Source organism: Xanthomonas sp. F14 (genome assembly GCF_014199865.1).
This window is the reverse complement of record NZ_JACHOM010000005.1, coordinates 286,190-307,044: the sequence shown is the minus strand read 5'-3', so window position 1 is coordinate 307,044 and position 20,855 is coordinate 286,190. Positions and strand designations below refer to the sequence as shown.

Sequence of the window (20,855 nt, the reverse complement as noted above, 5' to 3'; positions counted from 1 at the left end):
CGGCTGTTTGTTTTTGCGGCTCGCATTGATCGGTGGAGCTATTGCCAACGACCAGAGTTGCAGATTTACTCTTTGGCAGCGGCGATTTCGGCAATTACACGCTGCAGGCCGACCTGCCAGTCCGGCAATACGATATCGAAATCGCGCTGCAGTTTGTCGATCGATAGCCGCGAGTACGCCGGCCGCTTTGCGGGCGTCGGATAGTCGGCGGTCGTGATCGGCACCACGCGCGGTGCGCGCGACAACAGGCCTGCGCTGACAGCTTGCTGGAAGATCGCCTCGGCAAAACCATGCCAGCTGGTCTGCCCTGCCGCCGTGAGGTGCCAGGTACCCGACGTGTCGGGTGTGCGTTGGCGCAGCAACTGCGCAGTGACATCGGCAATCAGGGCGGCGGGTGTCGGTGTTCCAACCTGATCGGCCACCACCCGCAGCTCATCGCGCTCGGCACCGACACGCAACATGGTGCGCAGGAAATTCGCGCCGTGCGCGGCGTACACCCATGCCGTGCGCAGGATCAGATGCTGCGCGCCCGAAGCACGGATCGCCTCCTCGCCAGCAAGTTTGGTCTCGCCATACACGCCCAGCGGCGAGGTGTGCGCATCCTCCGGATACGGCGCGGTGCCCTGACCGTCGAAGACGTAGTCGGTCGAGTAGTGCACCAGCGGTACGTTGTTGGATGCACACCATGCCGCGATGACGCCGGGCGACATGGCATTTGCGCGCATGGCGCTATCTCGCTCATGTTCGGCGCGATCCACTGCGGTGTAGGCGGCCGCATTAACCACGCGCGACGGGCCGACCCGGTCCAACAAGGCGGCCAGCATTTCCGGCGCGTCGAAATCCGCCGTCTCGCACGCACTTCCATCGGCCAACCGGCCGCTGCGCGTCGTTGGCCATACTGCGTCATCAGCTGCCAGTGCGCGCAGCAGTTCCGTCCCGACCTGCCCATTGGCACCAAACAACACCGTGGTCACGGCATGTACACCGGCAGTCGATCGACTGGCACCTCATCAAGGAACGGCGCTTTGGCATCCTTGGCGGACAACACTGGATCGCTGATCGGCCAATCGATCCCGATCGCCGCATCGTTCCAACGCACGCCTGCATCTGCTTCCTTGACGTAAACGTCGGTGCACAGATAGCTGAATAATGCTTTCTCTGAAAGCACGGCAAACCCATGTGCAAAGCCTTCAGGTATCCAGACCTGGCGTCGGTTTTCTGCGCTCAGTAAAACGGCGGTCCAACGCCCGAAGTGGGGAGACCCGGCGCGGATATCCACCGCGACGTCATACACCTCGCCTTCGAGCACGCTCACCAGCTTGCCCTGTGGCCGGGGCCACTGGTAATGCAGACCGCGCAGCACGCCCCTGGCGGACGTGGAGACGTTGCTTTGTACAAAGCTTGTCGGCAGGCCATGCTGTCCGAAGCGCTCTGCATTCCATGTTTCGAAGAAATAACCGCGCGCATCGCCGAAGACCGCAGGCTCGATGACGACGCAGCCGGGCAATGTCGTTTCGATCACGTTCAATGGACGACCCCACGCTTGGCCAATGCAGTCAAATACTTGCCGTAGTCGTTCTTCAACAACGGCGCCGCCAGGCGCTCCAGCTGCTCGGCATCGATCCAGCCTTGACCAAATGCGATTTCTTCCGGGCAGCACACCTGCAGGCCCTGACGCATCTGGATGGTCTCGATGAAATTGGCCGCTTCGTGCAATGACTGATGCGTGCCGGTATCCAGCCATGCATATCCGCGGCCCAGCGGCTCCAGGTGCAGGTCGCCGGCATCGAGATAGCAGCGATTGAGATCGGTGATCTCCAGCTCGCCGCGCGGCGAGGGCTTCAATGCAGCCGCGTAGTCGCTGGCCTTGCCGTCATAGAAATACAAGCCGGTGACCGCGTAGTTGGAACGGGGCTTTTCCGGCTTTTCGGCAATGTCGATGACCTTGCCTTGTTGATCGAATTCGGCAACGCCATAGCGCTCCGGGTCGTTGACCCAGTAACCGAAGACGGTTGCACCCTGCTCACGCGCATCGGCGCGGCGCAAGGTATCGGTCAGACCATGCCCATGGAAGATATTGTCGCCCAACACCAGGCAACTCGGCTTGCCGTCGACGAACTCGCGACCGATCAGATAGGCCTGCGCCAGGCCGTCAGGGCTGGGCTGCACGGCATACTGGATATTGACGCCCCACTGGGAACCGTCGCCCAGCAGCGACTGGAACAGCGCCTGCTCGTGCGGCGTGTTGATGATCAGGATGTCGCGGATACCCGCGAGCATCAGCACGCTCAGCGGGTAGTAGATCATCGGCTTGTCGTACACCGGCAACAGCTGCTTGCTGACGCCCTTGGTGATCGGGTACAGGCGCGTGCCGGAGCCGCCCGCCAGAATGATGCCTTTACGTTGTGTCATCAGGGATGTCCTGTTGAGGCCCGCACACGCTTGCATGCGCGGGCTCTTGCTAAGGGCTCGCGTTAGGCCGCGGCGCCGATCCGTTCCAGCCGATAGCTGCCATCCAGCACGCCCTGCACCCAGGTCTGGTTGGTCAGGTACCACTCCACCGTCTGCGCGATGCCTTGCTCGAAGGTATACGCCGGCTCCCAACCCAGCTCGCTCTTCAACTTGGAGGCATCGATCGCGTAGCGACGATCGTGTCCGGGGCGATCGGTGACATAGGTGATCTGGCTCGCGCGCGGCTTGCCATCCTCACGCGGGCGGTGCTGATCCAGCAGCGCACAGATCGCCTGCACGACCTCGATGTTCTGGCGCTCGGAGTTACCGCCCACGTTGTAGGTCTCGCCGACCTTGCCCTTGGCCAGCACGGTGCGGATTGCCTCGCAGTGGTCGCTGACGAACAACCAGTCGCGCACCTGCTTGCCATCGCCGTACACCGGCAACGCCTCGCCGGCCAGCGCCTTGGCGATCACCAGCGGAATGAGCTTTTCCGGGAAATGGTATGGGCCGTAATTGTTCGAGCAGTTGGTGGTCAACACCGGCAGCCCGTAGGTGTGGTGGAACGCGCGTACCAGGTGATCCGAGGCCGCCTTGGAAGCCGAATACGGAGAATTGGGCGCATACGGCGTAGTCTCGGTGAACTTGCCGGTCTCGCCCAGCGTGCCATAGACCTCGTCGGTGGACACATGCAGGAACCGGAAGGCCTCGCGACGCGCATCCGGCAGCGCCTTCCAGTAGTCGCGCACGGCCTCGAGCAAGGCCAGGGTGCCGACCACGTTGGTCTGGATGAACGCGCCAGGGCCTTCGATCGAGCGATCCACATGGCTTTCGGCGGCGAAGTTCAACACTGCGTCCGGCTGATGTTCCTGCAGCAGACGGGTCACGAGCGCGCCGTCGCCGATGTCGCCCTTGACGAAGACGTGGTCGGCATTGCCTTCCAGCGACGCCAGCGTGTTCAGGTTTCCCGCATAGGTGAGCGCGTCGAGATTGATCACGCGGATGCCGCGCGCGACTGCCTCAAGAACAAAATTTCCGCCGATAAAACCGGCCCCGCCGGTCACTAGCCAAGTCGCCACTGTCTACCCCTCCTGGTCGCGCGCGCGCGGCGCCGCATTTTCAAACCACACAGGATATACGGTCCGGGCAATACCGGGCCTAAGCATTGCCCAAACACTACGCGGAACTGTTGCGCCGCAGCATCCATACGCCATCGCATGGTGCTGCTTGCCCGGTTAGAATGGCCCCACTCCCGAGCCTGCCGCCGCGGCCGGGCCTTCCCGCAACAGCTGAAGGATCTCGTACACGATGAAAATCCTCGTCGCCTACAAGCGCGTGGTGGACTACAACGTCCGCATTCAGGTCAAGCCCGATGGCTCCGGTGTGGTCACCGACGGCGTCAAGCTTTCACCGAACCCGTTCGACGAAATCGCCCTGGAAGAGGCGTTGCGCCTGCGCGACGCCGGCATCGCCACCGAGGTGGTGGTCGCCACCCTGGCCCCGGCCGATGCGGCCGCGCACCTGCGCAACGGGCTTGCGATGGGCGCCAACCGCGCCATCCACGTGGTCACCGACGCGGCGATCCAGCCGCTGACCGCCGCGCGCACCCTGCTCAAGCTGGTCGAGAAGGAACAGCCGGACCTGGTCATCCTGGGCAAGCAGGCGATCGACGACGACGCCAATCAGACTGGCCAGATGCTGGCGACCCTGTGGGGCCGCCCGCAGGCGACCTTCGCCGGAAAGCTGGTGGTCGCCGATGGCAAGGCCACGGTGACCCGCGAAGTCGATGCCGGCCTGGAGACGCTGGAAGTGGACCTGCCGGCAGTGGTCACCACCGATCTGCGCCTGAACGAGCCACGCTTCATCAAGCTGCCGGACATCATGAAGGCCAAGAGCAAGCCGCTGGAAACGCTGGCCTTTGCCGATCTCGGCGTCGATGCGCACGACAGCCTGGCCACTACCCACTACGCGCCGCCGTCCAAGCGCAGCCGCGGCGTGATGGTCAAGGACGCCGCCGAGCTGGTGGCCGCACTCAAGCAGAAGGGGTTGCTGTAATGGCCAAGGTTCTCATTGTTGCCGAACATCTCAACGGCCAGCTCAACGCGGCCACCGCCAAGACCCTCAGCGCCGCGCTGGCCGTGTCGGCCGAGTCCATCGACATCGTCGTGCTGGCGGCCGATCCGGCCGCGGTTGCGGCGCAGGCCGCGCAGCTGGCGGGTGTTGCTCGCGTGCTGACAGTGGCAAACGCCGCTAACGAACATGCCATCGCGCAGGTACTGGGGCCGCAGATCGCCCAGCTCGCCGGCCAGGGCTATACCCATGTGTTCGGCCCCTCGACCACGTTCGGCAAGGACCTGATGCCGGTGGTTGCCGCGTTGCTGGGTGTCAACCAGGTCTCCGACCTGATGGCGGTCGAAGATGCCTACACCTTCAAGCGCCCGATCTACGCAGGCAATGCGATCATCACGGTGAAAGCGCCGGCCGACCAGGTCGTGGTCGCCACCGTGCGCAGCGCCTCCTGGCCGGAAGCGGCAGCCGGCGGCAGTGCGACGGTCGAAGCAGTCACCGTCGATGCCGCGCTGCCCACCCATACCCGCTTCGTCGGCTTGGCCGCAGGCAGCTCCGACCGCCCGGACCTGCAGAGCGCCAAGCGCGTGGTCTCCGGCGGCCGCGGCGTCGGCTCGGCCGAGAACTTCCAGCACATCTACAGCCTGGCCGACAAACTCGGCGCCGCCGTGGGCGCCTCACGCGCCGCCGTGGATGCCGGCTACGTACCGAACGAGCTGCAGGTCGGCCAGACCGGCAAGATCATCGCGCCCGAGCTGTACGTGGCGATCGGCATCAGCGGGGCGATCCAGCATCTGACCGGCATCAAGGACGCCGGCACGATCGTGGCGATTAACAAGGACCCGGAGTCGCCGATCTTCGAGATTGCCGATATCGGGTTGGTGGGGGATTTGTTTGCGCTGTTGCCGGAGCTGGAACAGGCGTTGGGCTAAACGCTACTCTCAAGATTACGATGGGCGCCACGGCTGACGGTATACTGCCCCGTCAGCGTGGCGGCGCCACTACTCGCCACTTTCATGCCTGATGGGGACACGCCGCGGCCGAAGCAAGTGTTGGCCCGGGACGATCGTATGGCGTCGGCGGCCTTGTAGTTGTCCAGCGCTGCATAAGGGCAACGTCGATAAATGGGAATTGGTAATTAAGTGATCATCGGTAATGGCCTGCTGGCCAGATCCTTCACAGCAGATAGGCTCGCTGAGCTCAACGCCACGGTATTTGCCTCCGGGGTGTCCAATTCGTCCGAGACCGATCCTGCGGCATTCGAAAGGGAAGCACGTCTGCTGGTCAAGGCTCTGGACGAGGCGCGGGGCCGGTTCGTGTACTTCAGCACGTGCAGCGTGACAGACCCCGATCGCGCAGAAACCCATTACGTCCGCCACAAGCTGAGAATGGAACGACTGATTGCGGAACGGGACGAGTATCTGATTCTGCGCCTGCCTCAAGTCGTGGGACGCACCGACAACCCTCACACTCTGTCCAACTATCTCGCCAGTGGCATCCGCAATGCGGAGCCCTTGCGCATCTGGGTCAAGGCAGTGCGCTGCCTGATCGACGTAGAAGATGTCGCCCGAGTGACCCTTCATCTCGTGGAGCGCCGCCTCGAAACCAATGCTGTGCTGGATCTGGCTCCGCCAGAAAACGTCACCCTGCTCGAGCTGGTCTCGATGCTGGAGGCCACTCTGGGCAAAAAAGCAACCATCGATTTTGTGGACCGAGGCGGTGGTGCCATGCCTGATCCGGCGCCATTTGTTCGTTATGCAACCGCCATCGGCATTGATTCCTCTCCCGGATACATCGCCAGGCTGATTCGCAAATACTACGGAACGAGCGATGCAACCTGATATTTCCGTCGTCATCCCGGTCTATGGCAGCGCCACCATCCTGCCTACGCTTGCCGAGAAACTCGAGGAGTCGCTGACTGCGCTCACCGACCGATTCGAAGTTGTACTGGTGTACGACTGCAGCCCGGATAGTTCCTGGCAGGTCATAACAGGGCTGTGCGCCTCCCGGCCCTGGTTGAAGGGAGTCCGGCTGCGCAAGAACGCGGGGCAGCACAATGCATTAATGGCGGGATTCGGTGTGGCACGCGGCCGTTACATCGTCACCATGGACGACGACCTACAGCACTCCCCGTCCGACATCGGGCGCGTCGTGGCAGAGCTGCGCAGTGGAGCAGATGTTTGCTACGTGCAGTTCAAGAGCCGGCGACACGCTCTCTGGAAACGCCTCGGCAGCCAGTTCAATGACCGCATGGCTTCATGGCTGCTCGCCAAACCCCGCGGGCTCTATCTTTCGCCATTTCGCGGCTTGATCAGCGAAGTTCGTGACGAAATATTGCGCTACGGCGGCCCCTTCGTCTATGTCGATGGCCTTATCGTCCAGAGCACCAGCAATATCACCACCATAGAGGCTGAGCACCACGCCCGAAGCGACGGCAAGTCTGGATACAGCCTGCGCAAATCAATCTCGCTGTGGATGCAGATGGCCACAAGCTTCTCGATCACGCCGTTACGGGTAGCCTCGCTGACAGGCATCGTCTCTTCGGGCCTCGGCTTCCTGTGCGCCATCGTGCTGATCGTGCAGAAGCTGCTTTGGCCACACACCGTCATCGGCTGGACTTCATTGATCGTCGCGGTATTGATCATGGGCGGCATCCAGCTACTCGCGCTGGGCGTGGTGGGCGAGTACGTGGGGCGCGTGCTGCTCAACGTCAGCAATCGTCCCCAATACATAAAGGGCCAACAGCTCAACGTAGGCCAAGAGCAAGAGAACGTGCAGTGATATCGCAGCGCCATCGCGCCCTGGCTGCACGCTTTTTGCGCTTTTGCATCGTTGGCGGCGCCAGTACCGTCGCCTTCAGTGCACTCACTTGGTTGGCTGTATCAAAGCTCGGCATGCAGCCGACCATGGCGACGGCGCTCTGCTACCTGGTGTTGGTGCCAATCAATTTCGTCGCGCATCGCAACTTTACGTTCGTGTCCTCGGGTCATCTGAGTTCGGAAGGCTTGCGCTTCATTTTGCTGCACAGCTTCAACCTCGCCTTGTCCATCATCGGGATGGGCGTGGCTGTGAACAGTCTGCACTTGCATTACGCGTGGGGCATTGCGTTCTCGGCCGTCGTCGTGCCTGTCGTGGTGTTTCTCGTGATGAATTTCTGGGTCTTCAACCGGGACCGACGTCGCGATCACGTCTAAATCCAACCTACGCCGCAACTGCAACCAAACAAGCCATCGAATGTCTAATCCCGTTATCCGCAACGACGCTTCCCAGCGCACCATGTTGTTCATCGCTTGCTCCACAGCGATCGTCATGCTGCTTTGGCTTCCCTTCGGCTTCAACATGATGGGACATATCGAGGAATGGGATCTTCTGAACCTGTTCACTCGCCACGGCGTGTTCTACGTGGTTGGTGAGGGCGGGCCGCTTCCCAGCCACCGCATGCGGCCTCTCATGTTGTTGCCGAATGCGATCGCGTACCAACTATCGCCAAACTCCTTTTTCGCCATGCATCTGTTGCAAATGCTGGCCTTGGTGTTGAAGGGTGTTTGCGGCGGAATCCTGGGGTGGTGGCTGCTGCGCTCGCGGCTCCATGCCGTGTTGTTGGCGCTGCTGGTGGTCATTTATCCCGCAGATACAATGCAGCTGTCGTTCCGCTCCTTCCATATCAACTGGTCTGTCTTGCTGGCGTTTGCCGGCGTGACAGGGATAGTGCATGCATATGAAAGCCAACTGATGGGCAAGAGCAGGGCGATCCTGGTATCGCTTGTGTCTACCGCAATGTTGGTTGTTGCTACGCTGATCTATGAAGTGGCATTGGCATACGCCATCTTGCCTCTGCTGTTGCTCTGGTGCCGATTGGGATTGGTGGAGACGGTCAGACTTCCCCTCCGTCGCTGGTATGTTTCGCTGGTCTGGTGCATAGGCATATTGGCTTGTTTAGCCTACATCTACTACGTTGCCAAGACTGGCTCGACCTACCAAGGGCATCTGTTAGAGAGCCAGGCGGGTGGCATTGCCCTGCTTAAAGAGCGCGCCCTCGTGATGTTTTACACAGGCATCGGCCGAAGCGTAGTGGGCGGTTGGATCGACGCCGGAAGGATTCTCTTCGTCGAGTACAGAAGCTTCTGGTATCTGTCGGCCATTGCTTTGATGGCGTTGGCTCTGCTCCTCTACATACGCGAACCCTTTTCCGCACCAACCCCGGAAAAGCAAATCGGCGTGCGTTGGTCGCTACGGGTGCTCTTTACCGGCGTGGCATTTGCCGCCGTCGGCTATCTTCCCTTTCTTGCATCACCGGCGCATACCAGCATCAGTCAACGCACCTTCCTCTTCGCAACTCCAGGCGGAGCATTGGCCACGGTGGCTCTGGTCATGCTGTTTTCTGGAGCCCGTCGAACCCTGGCAATGTTGTTCGGCACCGTATTGATCGTACTGGGCATGGCGGCACAAATGTTCCAGTTCCATCACTACTCACAGATTTCTGATACAGAACGCCAAGTCCTCCAGGACGTAGCTGTAAGCCTGCCGGATATCGCCAACGACCGCGATCTTCTCATTCTTGATGGCTCCCACCTTATCAACAGCGTGTGGATGCTCCGGGAAAACATGATGAACGCGCTAACCTATTTGTACGGCAAGCCGATCGACGTGGTACAGATCTGCAATCAACCTGAGAACGACTGGCAACACACAGATGAAAGGGGCCGCACCGGCCGATGCGCAGAATACCCTGACCATTGGGAGTTCAGTTCAGGCCCATCCATTGATGGGCCAGACTATACGTCGCCGCCGCAAAGCGTTCTGTATCGCGCAGACAAAAGCAGGACGCAGATTGTGCGCATTCCCGAAGAGGGCGTTGTACCGCTGAGTAGTGCGCGTAAAGACGAGCTTTCGTTGCGCAACGACGCCCTTTCGCGGCGCTATCGCGCCATGCTTGCTCCCTCCCCCTGGCTTCTGGCTTTCGATCAATTTCGCCACAGGGACCAAGAGACCAGCTTCAGGTGGGATTTCGGCCGCTGGTGGAATTTGGACGTGCCTGCGCCGGGACGCGGATGGCAGGATGCCCAGTGGCAACATGAAGGACCTATAGAACATGGTTCATTCTCGTGGACCGTCGTTGAGAATCCATGGCTTCAATTCCAGCTGAAACCAACTGGCCGGGTTTATCGAGTTCGGGGAAAGGTCATGTCCATCGCCCCCGGCATACACCCTGAGAAGCTCGCGATTTCAGTGAACGGCCATGTGGTCCCGGTTCGCTGGCTCACTTCTAATGAGTTTTATGGAGAATTGCCCTCGTCCTTCCTGAAGGATGGCAATAACAGGGCTACCTTCCTGCTTCCAGTCGATAATCACTCTTCTGGATTCGGCATGGCGTTCGACTGGATCAAATTCGCTCCGATCGAGTCGACTGACTAACCTAACGAAATATGCATCGCTTCAGCACAACTGGCATACGGAATTCAAAATGATTTCCATCAATCGCGACATTAAGGCTGCACTACTAGCTTCCGTCTTATGCCTGTTACTTCCTGGCTGTACGGCAAGAGAGACCGAGTCCCCCCTGGATGCTGCTTCAACCAGGCCTGCGGTTATTTCCGCAGGTGATAGGATAGGTCCTGCTGACCTGAGGCCATTTCTGACAAATGGCTGGTCAACAGATGAACCCTTCGGAGTATGGTCCGTCGGCGAGGATGCAGGCCTTTTAATGCGGATGGAAACGTCGGCAAACGCAGGCGGTCGACTGGTCATGCAGGCTGGTGGCCTTTGGGCTCCACGACGCCAATCCATGGATGTTGGTATTCGTGTGAATGGTGGCAACTGGCAGCACCAAGCCCTCACAGCATCGGCTCCAGAGCCGCAACTAATCAGTATTGCCCTGCCAAAATTGGCGGCTGGCGATGAAGTCAGGGTCGAACTGCACTTCGATCGTCCAGCCTCACCAGTCGAGCTTGGAATATCTCCGGACGCGCGCGCTCTGGGCATTTCACTCAGGTCTATGCAGCTGTTGGGCCCCACGCCCTAGCAGTCACTGGCCGTGGACGGGCAAGCCAGCAAATGCAATCAGGCCTGGCGTTACCTGACCCGTATCCGGTGCGCGCCTCTGCACCTGGTGACAGCGCACGCCGCGGAATCATGTATCTCAGATCGACCATTGATCGCACGTCTACCAAGCAACCTACGTCACGTCATATCCAACGTGACGTAGGCTGTCTGGCCACATCAGTCACCGCACCTCAGGCTTCTGTGCGTCGCATACGCGTAGATAGATCACGGAAGCCAGCCAGCTGCCAGCATTTCGCGAGGCCGAGCTTCACTCAGCCTTCTTCGAGCATCCATTCCAGGGTTTTCCGCAACGGCGGAGACGTCCAGCTCCCGGTAAGTTCCTGTAACAATCGGTTATCGCCACATAGCATCTTGACTTCATTGCTACGCACAAACTTCGGGTTCACAGAGACCTCTAACGAATGGCCAGTGATCTGTGTGCACAGGTCGATCACTTCCCGAAGGGAATAAGCCGTTCCGGAGCACACATTGACTGTACGACCGATGGCATCGGCTGATTGCAACAGCTTGCCATAGGCCGATGCCACTGCCCTGACGTCACCGAAGTCACGCGACACATCCAGATTTCCCAACTCGATCCGTGGCTCTCGCCTGACAAAGTGCGAGACAATCTTGGGAATGAGGAAGTTCTCCGACTGCCCCTTACCCGTGTAGTTGAATGGTCTGACTACGGTGACAGGCAACCGACCCTGCCAAAGCCGAACCACGTACTCCATGCTCAGCTTGCTGATGGCGTAATCGTTTGTTGGTGCCGGAGCAACCGACTCATCCAAACGCCCTTCCGAGGAGTTGCCATAAACATTGGCACTGCTGGCGATGAGGAGCCGCTCGAGAGAAATTTCAGCCTCTTCCACTGCCTGCAGCAGATGACGCGTGCCGATCAAATTTACGTTGTAGAAATCATCTGCACTCCCGTGACCTACAAACGCAAGCGCAGCCAGGTGAATGATGATATCCGGACGGGTAGTCTTCAGCACCTCACGCAGGGCATCCTGATCGAGCAGGTTGACTTGGTAATGACGGTCGACAGAGGCCAGGCCGCTAGCCCAGTCCGGTGCGGAGTGATCGGAGCCGCCAAGCCCCAGCACTTCGCAGCCTAGATTTTTTAGTTCATCAGCCACATAGCGGCCGGTGAAACCGGACGCGCCAGTGACTAGAACCCGCTTGCCGTTCAGATCAGAACGAGAAGCCATGCGCGTTCCTCTTGAGATCGGCCTCGACCATCATCTGGCAGAGCTGCTCCAGCGTGGTTTCAGGCTTCCAGCCGAGGACGCGCGTTGCCTTCTCGGGATCACCGATCAGCAGATCCACTTCTGCAGGACGGTGGAATTTCGCATTGATGCGCATCACCACCTTGCCGGTAGCGACATCCACTGCAGTTTCATCTGCATCTTTGCCGCGGAATTCGACGTCAATTCCGGCCCCCTTGAAGGCCATGCTGACAAAATCACGGACGGTTTCAGTGCGATTTGTCGCCAGAACAAAGGTATCCGGCTCATCGGCCTGAAGCATGCGCCACATCCCTTCCACGTACTCGCGCGCAAAACCCCAATCGCGCTTGGCATCCAGATTGCCAAGCTCCAGGCATTCCAAGCGTCCAAGTTTGATCTTGGCCACCGAGTCGGTGATCTTTCGTGTCACAAATTCGCGGCCGCGCAGCGGGCTTTCATGATTGAACAGAATCCCGCTGGAGCCGAAGATGCCATAGCTCTCACGGTAATTGACCGTCATCCAATGCGCGTACAGCTTGGCAACGCCATAAGGGCTGCGAGGATAGAACGGCGTGCTTTCGATCTGCGGGACCGCCTGCACCTTGCCGAACATTTCCGATGTCGAGGCCTGGTAAAACCGGATGTCCTTGTTCACCTGCCGAATGGCTTCCAGCAGGTGGACCGGGCCGATGCCGGTGATGTGCGCGGTCGTCGTCGGCTGGTCGAACGATACGCCCACGAAACTTTGAGCCGCCAGATTGTAAACCTCGGTGGCGCCCGTGCTTTCAAGCATACGGATACTCGAACCAAGGTCGGTCAGGTCGTACTCGATCAGGTGCAAATTAGGGTGATTTGAAATTCCCACCTCTTCGATACGCCAGAAATTGACCGAACTGGTACGGCGGTATGTGCCGAACACACGGTAGCCTTTATCCAACAACAGCTGGGCCAGGTAGGCACCGTCTTGGCCGGAAATGCCGGTAATCAACGCAGTTTTCATCATCCCTCTCTTGGTTACTTATAAATTCCGGAATCAAGCCGAGATTGAACGCGGCTCGTTCCGATGATCATTGAGTCTCAGCGCGTGGCCAAAGGCTTTCCGCCCGCACCACAAACCGTTTCCTTGCCCTGGTCCTGGCACGAAGTCAGGGGGCCATAATCGAGCGAATCCACCTTGAAGTCGCTGTACCACGCCACCGATTCCTGGACGAGGCCGAATCGCAGCGTTTTCCCAATCACTGCCTGGCTGGGCACATCTGCGATCACTTCAGCGGAGCCACCCGCCGGAATGCCCTCGGCAGGAAGCGGAGCGCGCAGGAAGTCCCGGTTCGAGACATTGCCGGAATCATCCACCAGGGAGATGGCAAGATTGACCGGCAGTGTGCCCTTCGAGTTGATGGCGACCTTGCCCGAATTGGTGACAGACACTGCAACCCGTACCAGTTCGCCGTTATTGGCCAGTACCGGCTCCGAGGCAATGGCGTAGCGTGCGCCAACCTGCTCTTGCGTCAACGGAGTCGACATGCCGCCTGCTTCGGTGGTCTGGGCAGCCTGCTGGGGTTCGGCCTTCACTGGCTGTTCTGCCTCGGGAGCCTTTGAGCAGCCGGTGAACGCAATCACCGTCGCCAGGACGGCAACGGAACCGAAGGAAACAGGAGATTTCATACTATTTTTCATGGATAAGGACCTGTGGTGGATGAGCACGCCGCTCATTATTGAGCGGCTTCTACTCGAATGAGAAGTCGGGCCGGTGAAAACCCACGGCTTTTGAACCAGCAGACCGACTCCTGGACTAGATCAATCTCCAGGTAGTAGTCACCTGCGACTGCCGGAGCGCGCACTGTGAGATCGTGAACTGCAGAAGACATCGGCGCGACCGCATCGTGAATAAAATGGCGAGGTTGTTCGGCTACCGCCGTCGGTGTTTCGGCATGAATCCAGAAGTGTCCGAGATAAATGCCGAACGGCCGCAATGCGTGACCGAGCGGACTGAACCAGGAGTATTCGCTGTTGTTGGTCAATTCGACACGCAAGGAGATTATGCTGGACGGCTCGGCAACCAGCACCTCCTGCTCAGCAACGGCAGCCTGCCCCTGAAAGGCCTCTTCCGGCAACGGCTCACTGTAGGGATAGGGTCCCACTGTTGCCCCCACCACACGCGCATGCGAATCCAGCTCCTGATCCTTCAATGCTGCCAGGGCTGGGTTAACCCAACGATCCCCGCGCAGGCTGCTCAGCACGTCGATTCGATGCAGCTCCTCGGCAAGCGGAGAATCGATGTCGACCTTCAGGCTTGCGACCGCATCAGCCGCACAGTCCTTGAAATCGGAAACAACCCGATGGCGTCTCAACAGCCGCGCATATCCTTCCGCGGCTGCATAAGGATCAAGCGCCAGCCGTCTTGATGCATCGGAACACTCTTCAGCCCAGGCGGCATAGGTTGCAGGGGCGAGCGTCAACTGACGCAGCAACGCTGCCAGAGCGTCCGGGCATTCTGCATCCGGCGCGACTTTTTTTACCGAAGCGGGCAGCTCTGCATACCAACCGTGATCCGATACGATGACGGGGAGACCCGCCTGCATCGCTTTGCATACGACAGCCGAAGCCTCGCCCATCGTTGGCTGGCGCAAGGCAATCATCAGATCCGCACGCTCGAATACCTTACTGAACTGATCGTCGTCGAGATGGCCATGATTGATCAGCTGCACGTTACGCAGGTCTGCAATACTCTCCAGCTGGTCGAGTACGACTGCTTCTACCTGACCAGCGATTTCCAACGTAATCAGCCCATTCAGTTCGGAGTCGATCGCCGACAGCGCCTGCACAATCCAATCGAAGCGACGATTCGTATGCCCACCGCCCAGCAGCGCGATGGTGCGCAGATTGTCACGAATGCGATGCTGAGCGACCGCCGGGTACAACTGCGGCACCACCGTCACGGGGAGCCAGGGAAAATCCTTGACGATTTGATCGGCTGCATATCGTGAGTGCACTACTACCTCAGTGGCCAGTTTGGTGGCCACTTGATGCAGCGGAAAACGCACCACATCTTCCCGATTCCAGACAGGCGATCCGCTACGAAGCGCCAGTTTGGCGGTTCTGACGTCGGTGCTGGATAACCACTTTTCCAGCAGATTGAAATAGTCGCCGTTGAGAAGGCGGCCTTCATCATTCAGAACCCCTGCAGCCATATGATGCAACACAAGATCATGCAGATGCACGATTCCCGGCGCTGCTGCCATCAATGGAAGCATCCATCCATGGAACACTGGATGGTTACCCATCTGGTAAACGATCGCGTCCGCTCCAAGCAGTCTATGGACGGTGTTGTTCATCCCGAGGTGAACAAGATCGGCATGGGCAATCGCATCGACCTGCAGCCCTTGATCTCGCAGCAGGTTTGACAGACCTGCCGTGTATTCTGCAATGCCTGAGCGCTCCGGAGGATGCGGCCCGACCATCGCGATGCGAAACGGCGTACTCAAAGCCGACTCTCCACCAGATTGCTTATCACGCGATCCCAGGTAATGGAGGTACTCATGTGCTGACCAGCCTCAGCCAGTGCACGAAGTTGTGCCGGTCCTTTCGCATAACAATCGAGCAGGCTCTCAGCGATCGCCTCTGGCGTAGGACTTGTAACCCAACCGCTGCCGGTGGATTCGACGATCCTGCCCACTTCACCGCTATCGTCAACTGTAATGACCGGCTTGTAGGCAGCGAAGCTTTCCAACGTCGCAAATCCGTAATCCTCATCCACCGGCGAGTAGAAGACCGCACGACAGTTGGCAATCAGCTCAAGCAGCTTCTCGTCTTCCACGAAGCCCGCAAGCTCGACGCGATCCGTCAGGCCCAGCTCGCGGATCAGCGGTGCCAGAGAGTGGGCATACTCGCTGGCGCCGGTTCCGGCGATGACCACCTTGGCATGGGGGACATGCTTCGCGGCCCGGATCAGCAGATCGGGACGCTTCATCAATTCAAGACGACCGATACACAGCACGTAGTCGCCATAGTCTCCCGAGGTGATGAATGGCGCCAGCTTCGACGGCGGATAGAGAACCTCAGAGCCCAGACCGCTGTACTGCTGCAGACGGTCGGTAACCGTCTGAGAAATGGTATATCGAGGCTCGATCTCCGCCAGCAACTCCCGGTCGGACGCCCGCAGGGCATCACGCACCGCCGAATCTTTCGCGGTCAGGTGGGGCTGATCGAAGCGCGTACGTTCCAGGTCGTAAAGCACTCGATGCTGATGCACGAGCCAAAGCGCCTTATTGGCATGCGAGGCGGCATAGGTCGGATACTTGGTGCAGATGCACAGGTCGATTTTCTGACCATTGCTTTCGTTCAAATTCAACAACCTCCATGCGAGCATGGAAGACAGAATTTCTGTTTCTGGATACCACTTGTAGGGCAACTGCACCAGCTCTGCGACGACCTGGCGCTGCTTGCCCCACAGATTGATTTGCTTGACAAGCTCTTCGTTAAGCAGCTCCGCGCCGCCTCTGACAAACGGCACTTGCGCGCCAAGCACAATAACTCTCTTCACCTACATTCCCCTTCATGATGTCCTTGCCGGTACATGGCAATCCCTGTCCTTATTTCTTCGATTTCCTGATCCGGCTACCCAACTGATCCAGCGCTGCCAGCTGCTTGTCGATTGCCACATCGGCGGGCGTTGCCACCTCATCCTCCGCAAGCACAGGCTCTGTGCGCTCCAGCCGCTGCGGTGCGTGAACCACAAAAGGTCCGCCACGCTTGGTTACCTTCATGGTGACCCATCTCAAAGGTGCTGTCACACGCCATGAGCGGCTCGTATGAAGCTCTCCGATCTGGCCCTCCAGCATATCCACTGCCAACTCAAGTTCACGAATGCGGCTACGCGCGTCCTCGAGCGCCTGCAAGCGATGGGACAGATCCAGCTGCAGCTCTTTCACCCTGCGTGCGTCCGCTGCGCTGATGGTCTCCGACCTATTGACGCGCTGAACCAGGGAAACAATTTTCGCCTGAAGTTCGTCGATGGTTGACTGCTGCTGCGTGTTGACGCGCTCCATCTCCGACATGCTGGCCTGCATGCCATCGCGCTCCTCGACCAGTCGACTGAGGTCAGCGGCAAGCAGTTCCGACAGTTCACGAACCCGTTGACGCTCTTCCAGTTCGGACTCAAGCATCGAAATCTGCGAGACGAGCCTTGCGTTCTCCGCCTCCCGATCCGCCATGCCATTGTTGAGCTGTTTCTCCCTGTCCTCGGCTTCGGCAGTGCGCTTTTCCAGATCTTTTGCCCACTCCTGAAGTTCGCTACTCACCTTTTCCAAATCGCGGTAGCGGTTATCGGCCGTCTCTGCTTCCAGCTGAAGGGTTGCAAGCTTGTCCTGGGCCTGCTGAGCCCCTACCTGCAGGCGCTCAATCAAGGATGCGCGTGCCGCAAGCTCAACACGGTCATGCTCGTTCTGGGTATAGAGGGCGCCAAGGCGTGTGTTGTAGCTCAGCAACGCCTGTTGCATGTGGCTGTAAAGCGATGTCCACTCAGGCGCATGCAATGCAACCGGTTCAGAACGCGCCAAGCACTCTTGCAGCTCTGCAAACGTCCAGCGTGCCTGGTCTCCCCCAAATGCCTGAATGAAAGCATTGCGATAACGAGGAGGAAGCGTCATGAAGTCCAAAGCCGGTTCCCGACCGGGACTGGCCGGAACAATGCGACGTTGCAGGATTTCCTTGACCGTAATCAGGAAGGACAACAATAAGTCGCCCAGCCAGGAGCAATCGGTGGCTTCGGCAGAAATGGCGCCGTAGTCGATCAGAATGGCCTTGCCTTCCTGCGAAATCAGAACATTCCAGCAACGCACGTCATTGTGATAAAGACCCACGCGCTCGAGCATTACCAATTGCTCAAGCAATTCGGAGACTACTTTGTCCGGATCATAGGGCGAGCCGTCGTCGATCAACTCCGAAAGCAGGCGTCCGCCGGCCATTTCCCTGACGAGGAACAAATCCGATGCATCGTCCAAGGCCGCAATCAGCCGTGGTACGGGATACGATGCAGGAGGATTTCTGAGAAACTCGACCTCGTTATTGAATTCCTGCCAATTGATTTCGGCGCGCCCACCGATGCCCATTGTCATCTTCTTGACGAACACCTTGTCGCCGAAATAATAGCGTCTGCTGTACTGATGCGTTCCACGTCCATAGGCATGCGCCTCGCCCGACCAGGAACTGAACCTGCCGACAGCCTCACCCACGTACCAGAACTTGCTGCTGGCGAAGTACAGCGGCCTGGAAATCGAAGACAGATGGGTTGCCTGCCTCGACAACAACCTGGTGAAGGCATAATCGGCCAACAACTCCGCCGGGTCGTGCGGCAGGGAGGGCCCCCAGTACAGCGGCTCCTCACGCAATGCCAGCTCGAAGATCCCGGCGTCCGTGACCTCGGAGAGCTTGCGGCATAATCCAGCCACTCGCGCAATTCCCTGGGAATGCACCAGATGATGGAAGACACTCAGCCCCAGGACCAGATCGTACTGGTCTGGATCAAGCCGCGCGATGACGTCTTCCACGGTGCCGTGCTCGAAAGACGCAGCGAACATCCGGTGCTCCTGGGCCAACGCCTGGCACACATCGACATTGAGATCCAGAAAATCCACACCGTGGACCTGATGCCCCTCGGCCGCAAGGCTCAATGAAAAGAATCCCTGGGCGCAGCCGAGATCCAACACCCGCAGTGGGCGGCCAAGTTCTCCCTGGAGCCTTTGCGCACATTCGCGAATCAGCACAAACCTGTCTTCGCAGCCGCGCGAACTTCCCTCCGAAAGCTCGGGATGTCCGAAAATTGGCTGATATTTCTCAGGCAGAGCGGCCACCCGCGCGCCAATATGCATTGTCTCAGTCATGACTAATGTTCTCTGATGTGATGGTAGATCCTGACGCCGTCATGACAACGCTTCTACGATTTCGAAATCGGCCTTGAGGTCCATCATCCCCCAGAATTGCATCCCCCTTGCGACGTTCAGCACGATGGCGTCGTAACGACGATCCAGCGGCGTCAATTCCACAAGCGGGTCACCACTGGAAATGCCGAGCGAGACCAGATAGTTCGCTTCATTGAGGTCGAGAGGCATGCTGAACTTGCAGACGATTACCTGTCCCGCTTTTACCGAAATCCCGGCCCGCCCTTCGCTGGAAAGGAAGGAGTTGGTGCCGTAGAGGAATAGACCCTCGAGGGTTTTAATCAAAAACCCGGGCACCACACTGTCAAAATCCTGATCGAAAGCGATCTTGACGTAAAATACCGTCCTGGTACCGCTCTCTACGCGAGCAGGAAATTCCTCCCCGCCGCTGACAACGACATAATCGAGAATTCGCGCACCGCCCTGCCCCCAACGGTGTTCGCCGGCATTGTAGTAAGGGCGCGTATGAAAGATATCCTCATCGCCAGCGTGCATCTGGCCTGGCGCATCATCGGCCTGTGCTTGAAGCGATGCAGGCTTCTTGCCGAACAACTCGTCCAGATAAAGGTTGGAGACCTCACGCGAGGGCCCATCGGCATGAACACTACCGTCCTTGATCAAAATGGCACGATCGCAGTGTTTGACAACATCTCCGACCGCGTGACTGACGAGGATGAGCGTCATGCCCTCGTCCTTGTAAGACTGGATGCGCTTGAAGCACTTCGCCTGAAAATACGCATCGCCCACCGACAATGCTTCGTCGACGATGAGTACATCGGGCCGGAATGCCGTGGCCACCGCAAACGCGACGCGCACCTGCATACCGCTTGAGTAGGTGCGTACCGGCTCATCGAAGTACTCTCCGATCTCGGCAAACTCCTGTATCTCGGGCAACACCTTGTCGATTTGCTCCAATGTGTAACCCATGAGCCCGGCAGAATGTCTGGCATTCTCCCGGCCACTCAGGTCCGGATTGAAACCCATGCCGAGCTCAAGAATCGCGGCGATACGGCCGTGCCGGATGATGCGTCCCTCGGTAGGTTGCGACGTACCGGTGATCAGCTTGAGCAATGTGCTCTTTCCGGCGCCGTTGCGCCCCATGATCCCGATCGACTCACCCGGAGCGACTGAGAACCCGACATTCCGCAGAACCCAGTGCTCCTCTCGCGGCTTGACCTTCAACCCGAACCAGCTGGCAGCGCGTAGCCACTCGCTGCCCCAGACACGGTAGGACTTCCCAAGCCCCTCAACCATCAACACAGGGCTCATAGGGCATCCACCATTTCGGCACTCGCGCGGCGAAAAACAACCAACGACAGGACACACAGGACGAGGGTGGCCAGCATGAGCGGGACAAGCTCGATCCACGCCGGGGAACGTCCGTAAAGAAGTACTCCCTGATATGCACTGACAAGCGGGAACAGCGGATTGAGCTTGAAGAGTTCCTGGGTCTGCGCGGGAAGGATATCGATGGTGTAAACGATAGGCGTCACCCAGAACATTGCCTGCAGAACGACCGGTACAACCTGCCCGATGTCACGCACGAAGACATTGAAGACGCCGAGCAGCAATCCAATCGACATCGCGAAAGCCAACGTCAGCAGCATCAGTAGCGGCAGCCAAGCTGCCTGCGGGCCCAAGGTGTGCCCCAGGATAGCGAACACAATGATGATTGCCAGGAACAGCAACAGATTGTTCACCATGACGGTGCCGCCGGCAATGAGTGGGAGACATATCCGCGGGAAGGCCTGCTTCTTCATCAGATTGCCGTTATCCACGAACAATGAAACACATTTGCCAATGCATTCGGCAAACAGGGTCCAGCAAAGCGTTCCGGCCATCAGATACAGTGCGTAAGCAAACTTGTTATTGACGCCTGGCAGCTTCGCGGCCAGCACCTCGGAAAGAATCGTCGCAAAGATCAGCACCTGCATGAGCGGGTGGATGATCATCCACAATGCGCCGAGTTTGCTGCGCAGGAAGCGCAGACGCAGGTCATTCCTGATCGACGACAGGATGAAGTATCGGAAGGCCCATACGGACCGGATCATGTCCAACGTTACTACCTCTGAAAGTGTTCACTACTTTGGTGAAGCGGGCAACCAAATCGCTACATCACAGGATC

Annotated in this window: 18 protein-coding genes; 6 read left to right on the top strand and 12 right to left on the bottom strand. The window is 58.8% G+C overall.

All coding sequences use genetic code 11. The annotated features are described in order from the left end of the window. Window positions 1–65 precede the first annotated feature (65 nt). The 4 genes from rfbD to rfbB form a co-directional block, all read right to left on the bottom strand. Window positions 66–974: a dTDP-4-dehydrorhamnose reductase gene (gene rfbD, locus GGR73_RS18035; protein WP_039814617.1), complete on the bottom strand. Its 909-nt coding sequence runs from the start codon at window positions 972–974 to the stop codon at window positions 66–68. Beyond that, a complete protein-coding gene (gene rfbC, locus GGR73_RS18030) occupies window positions 971–1,528 on the bottom strand; it encodes a dTDP-4-dehydrorhamnose 3,5-epimerase (RefSeq protein WP_039525371.1) in 558 nt (185 codons plus the stop codon). Before rfbC ends, rfbD begins: the two co-directional genes overlap by 4 nt. Beyond that, window positions 1,525–2,412 (bottom strand): glucose-1-phosphate thymidylyltransferase RfbA, encoded by an 888-nt coding sequence (gene rfbA, locus GGR73_RS18025; RefSeq protein ID WP_005991848.1) that lies wholly within the window; start codon window positions 2,410–2,412, stop codon window positions 1,525–1,527. The genes rfbC and rfbA overlap by 4 nt, the downstream gene beginning before the upstream one ends. 62 nt (window positions 2,413–2,474) lie before the next feature. Continuing rightward, on the bottom strand, window positions 2,475–3,530 hold the full coding sequence (rfbB, locus tag GGR73_RS18020; protein WP_102253397.1) for a dTDP-glucose 4,6-dehydratase: 1,056 nt from the start codon (window positions 3,528–3,530) through the stop codon (window positions 2,475–2,477). 229 nt (window positions 3,531–3,759) lie between these two features. On the opposite strand from rfbB, the gene GGR73_RS18015 reads away from it, so the two are divergent. The 6 genes from GGR73_RS18015 (at window position 3,760) to GGR73_RS17990 (ending at window position 9,933) form a co-directional block, all read left to right on the top strand. Further along, a complete protein-coding gene (locus tag GGR73_RS18015) occupies window positions 3,760–4,506 on the top strand; it encodes an electron transfer flavoprotein subunit beta/FixA family protein (protein ID WP_016903938.1) in 747 nt (248 codons plus the stop codon). Continuing rightward, window positions 4,506–5,450, top strand: coding sequence for an electron transfer flavoprotein subunit alpha/FixB family protein (locus tag GGR73_RS18010; RefSeq protein ID WP_047129352.1), 945 nt, complete (start codon window positions 4,506–4,508; stop codon window positions 5,448–5,450). Before GGR73_RS18015 ends, GGR73_RS18010 begins: the two co-directional genes overlap by 1 nt. Before the next feature lie 210 nt (window positions 5,451–5,660). Continuing rightward, window positions 5,661–6,359 (top strand): NAD-dependent epimerase/dehydratase family protein, encoded by a 699-nt coding sequence (locus tag GGR73_RS18005; RefSeq protein WP_039525362.1) that lies wholly within the window; start codon window positions 5,661–5,663, stop codon window positions 6,357–6,359. Beyond that, window positions 6,349–7,299 carry a glycosyltransferase family 2 protein gene (locus GGR73_RS18000; RefSeq protein WP_039525359.1) on the top strand — a complete coding sequence of 317 codons (951 nt, stop codon included), beginning with the start codon at window positions 6,349–6,351 and terminating at the stop codon, window positions 7,297–7,299. The genes GGR73_RS18005 and GGR73_RS18000 overlap by 11 nt, the downstream gene beginning before the upstream one ends. Beyond that, window positions 7,296–7,712 (top strand): GtrA family protein, encoded by a 417-nt coding sequence (locus tag GGR73_RS17995; RefSeq protein WP_164739457.1) that lies wholly within the window; start codon window positions 7,296–7,298, stop codon window positions 7,710–7,712. Before GGR73_RS18000 ends, GGR73_RS17995 begins: the two co-directional genes overlap by 4 nt. A 40-nt stretch (window positions 7,713–7,752) precedes the next feature. Beyond that, window positions 7,753–9,933, top strand: coding sequence for a hypothetical protein (locus GGR73_RS17990; RefSeq protein WP_184458178.1), 2,181 nt, complete (start codon window positions 7,753–7,755; stop codon window positions 9,931–9,933). A gap of 899 nt (window positions 9,934–10,832) precedes the next feature. Here the strand turns inward: GGR73_RS17990 and GGR73_RS17985 are convergent. From GGR73_RS17985 to GGR73_RS17950, 8 genes are all read right to left on the bottom strand, one after another. After that, a complete protein-coding gene (locus GGR73_RS17985; RefSeq protein WP_184458176.1) occupies window positions 10,833–11,774 on the bottom strand; it encodes an NAD-dependent epimerase/dehydratase family protein in 942 nt (313 codons plus the stop codon). Then, the gene (gmd, locus tag GGR73_RS17980; RefSeq protein ID WP_184458174.1) at window positions 11,758–12,792 is read right to left on the bottom strand and encodes a GDP-mannose 4,6-dehydratase; all 1,035 of its coding nucleotides are present in this window, start codon (window positions 12,790–12,792) and stop codon (window positions 11,758–11,760) included. The genes GGR73_RS17985 and gmd overlap by 17 nt, the downstream gene beginning before the upstream one ends. Before the next feature lie 77 nt (window positions 12,793–12,869). Next, a complete protein-coding gene (locus GGR73_RS17975; protein ID WP_236613602.1) occupies window positions 12,870–13,505 on the bottom strand; it encodes a glycosyltransferase in 636 nt (211 codons plus the stop codon). Then, window positions 13,505–15,253 carry a glycosyltransferase gene (locus GGR73_RS17970; protein WP_184458253.1) on the bottom strand — a complete coding sequence of 583 codons (1,749 nt, stop codon included), beginning with the start codon at window positions 15,251–15,253 and terminating at the stop codon, window positions 13,505–13,507. The genes GGR73_RS17975 and GGR73_RS17970 overlap by 1 nt, the downstream gene beginning before the upstream one ends. A 20-nt stretch (window positions 15,254–15,273) precedes the next feature. After that, window positions 15,274–16,335 (bottom strand): glycosyltransferase family 4 protein, encoded by a 1,062-nt coding sequence (locus GGR73_RS17965; RefSeq protein ID WP_039525345.1) that lies wholly within the window; start codon window positions 16,333–16,335, stop codon window positions 15,274–15,276. A 49-nt stretch (window positions 16,336–16,384) separates the two neighbouring features. Further along, the gene (locus GGR73_RS17960) at window positions 16,385–18,673 is read right to left on the bottom strand and encodes a methyltransferase domain-containing protein (protein ID WP_456363002.1); all 2,289 of its coding nucleotides are present in this window, start codon (window positions 18,671–18,673) and stop codon (window positions 16,385–16,387) included. 39 nt (window positions 18,674–18,712) lie between these two features. Next, on the bottom strand, window positions 18,713–19,999 hold the full coding sequence (locus GGR73_RS17955; protein WP_039525339.1) for an ABC transporter ATP-binding protein: 1,287 nt from the start codon (window positions 19,997–19,999) through the stop codon (window positions 18,713–18,715). Then, on the bottom strand, window positions 19,996–20,781 hold the full coding sequence (locus GGR73_RS17950; RefSeq protein ID WP_042827951.1) for an ABC transporter permease: 786 nt from the start codon (window positions 20,779–20,781) through the stop codon (window positions 19,996–19,998). Before GGR73_RS17950 ends, GGR73_RS17955 begins: the two co-directional genes overlap by 4 nt. Window positions 20,782–20,855 lie beyond the last annotated feature (74 nt).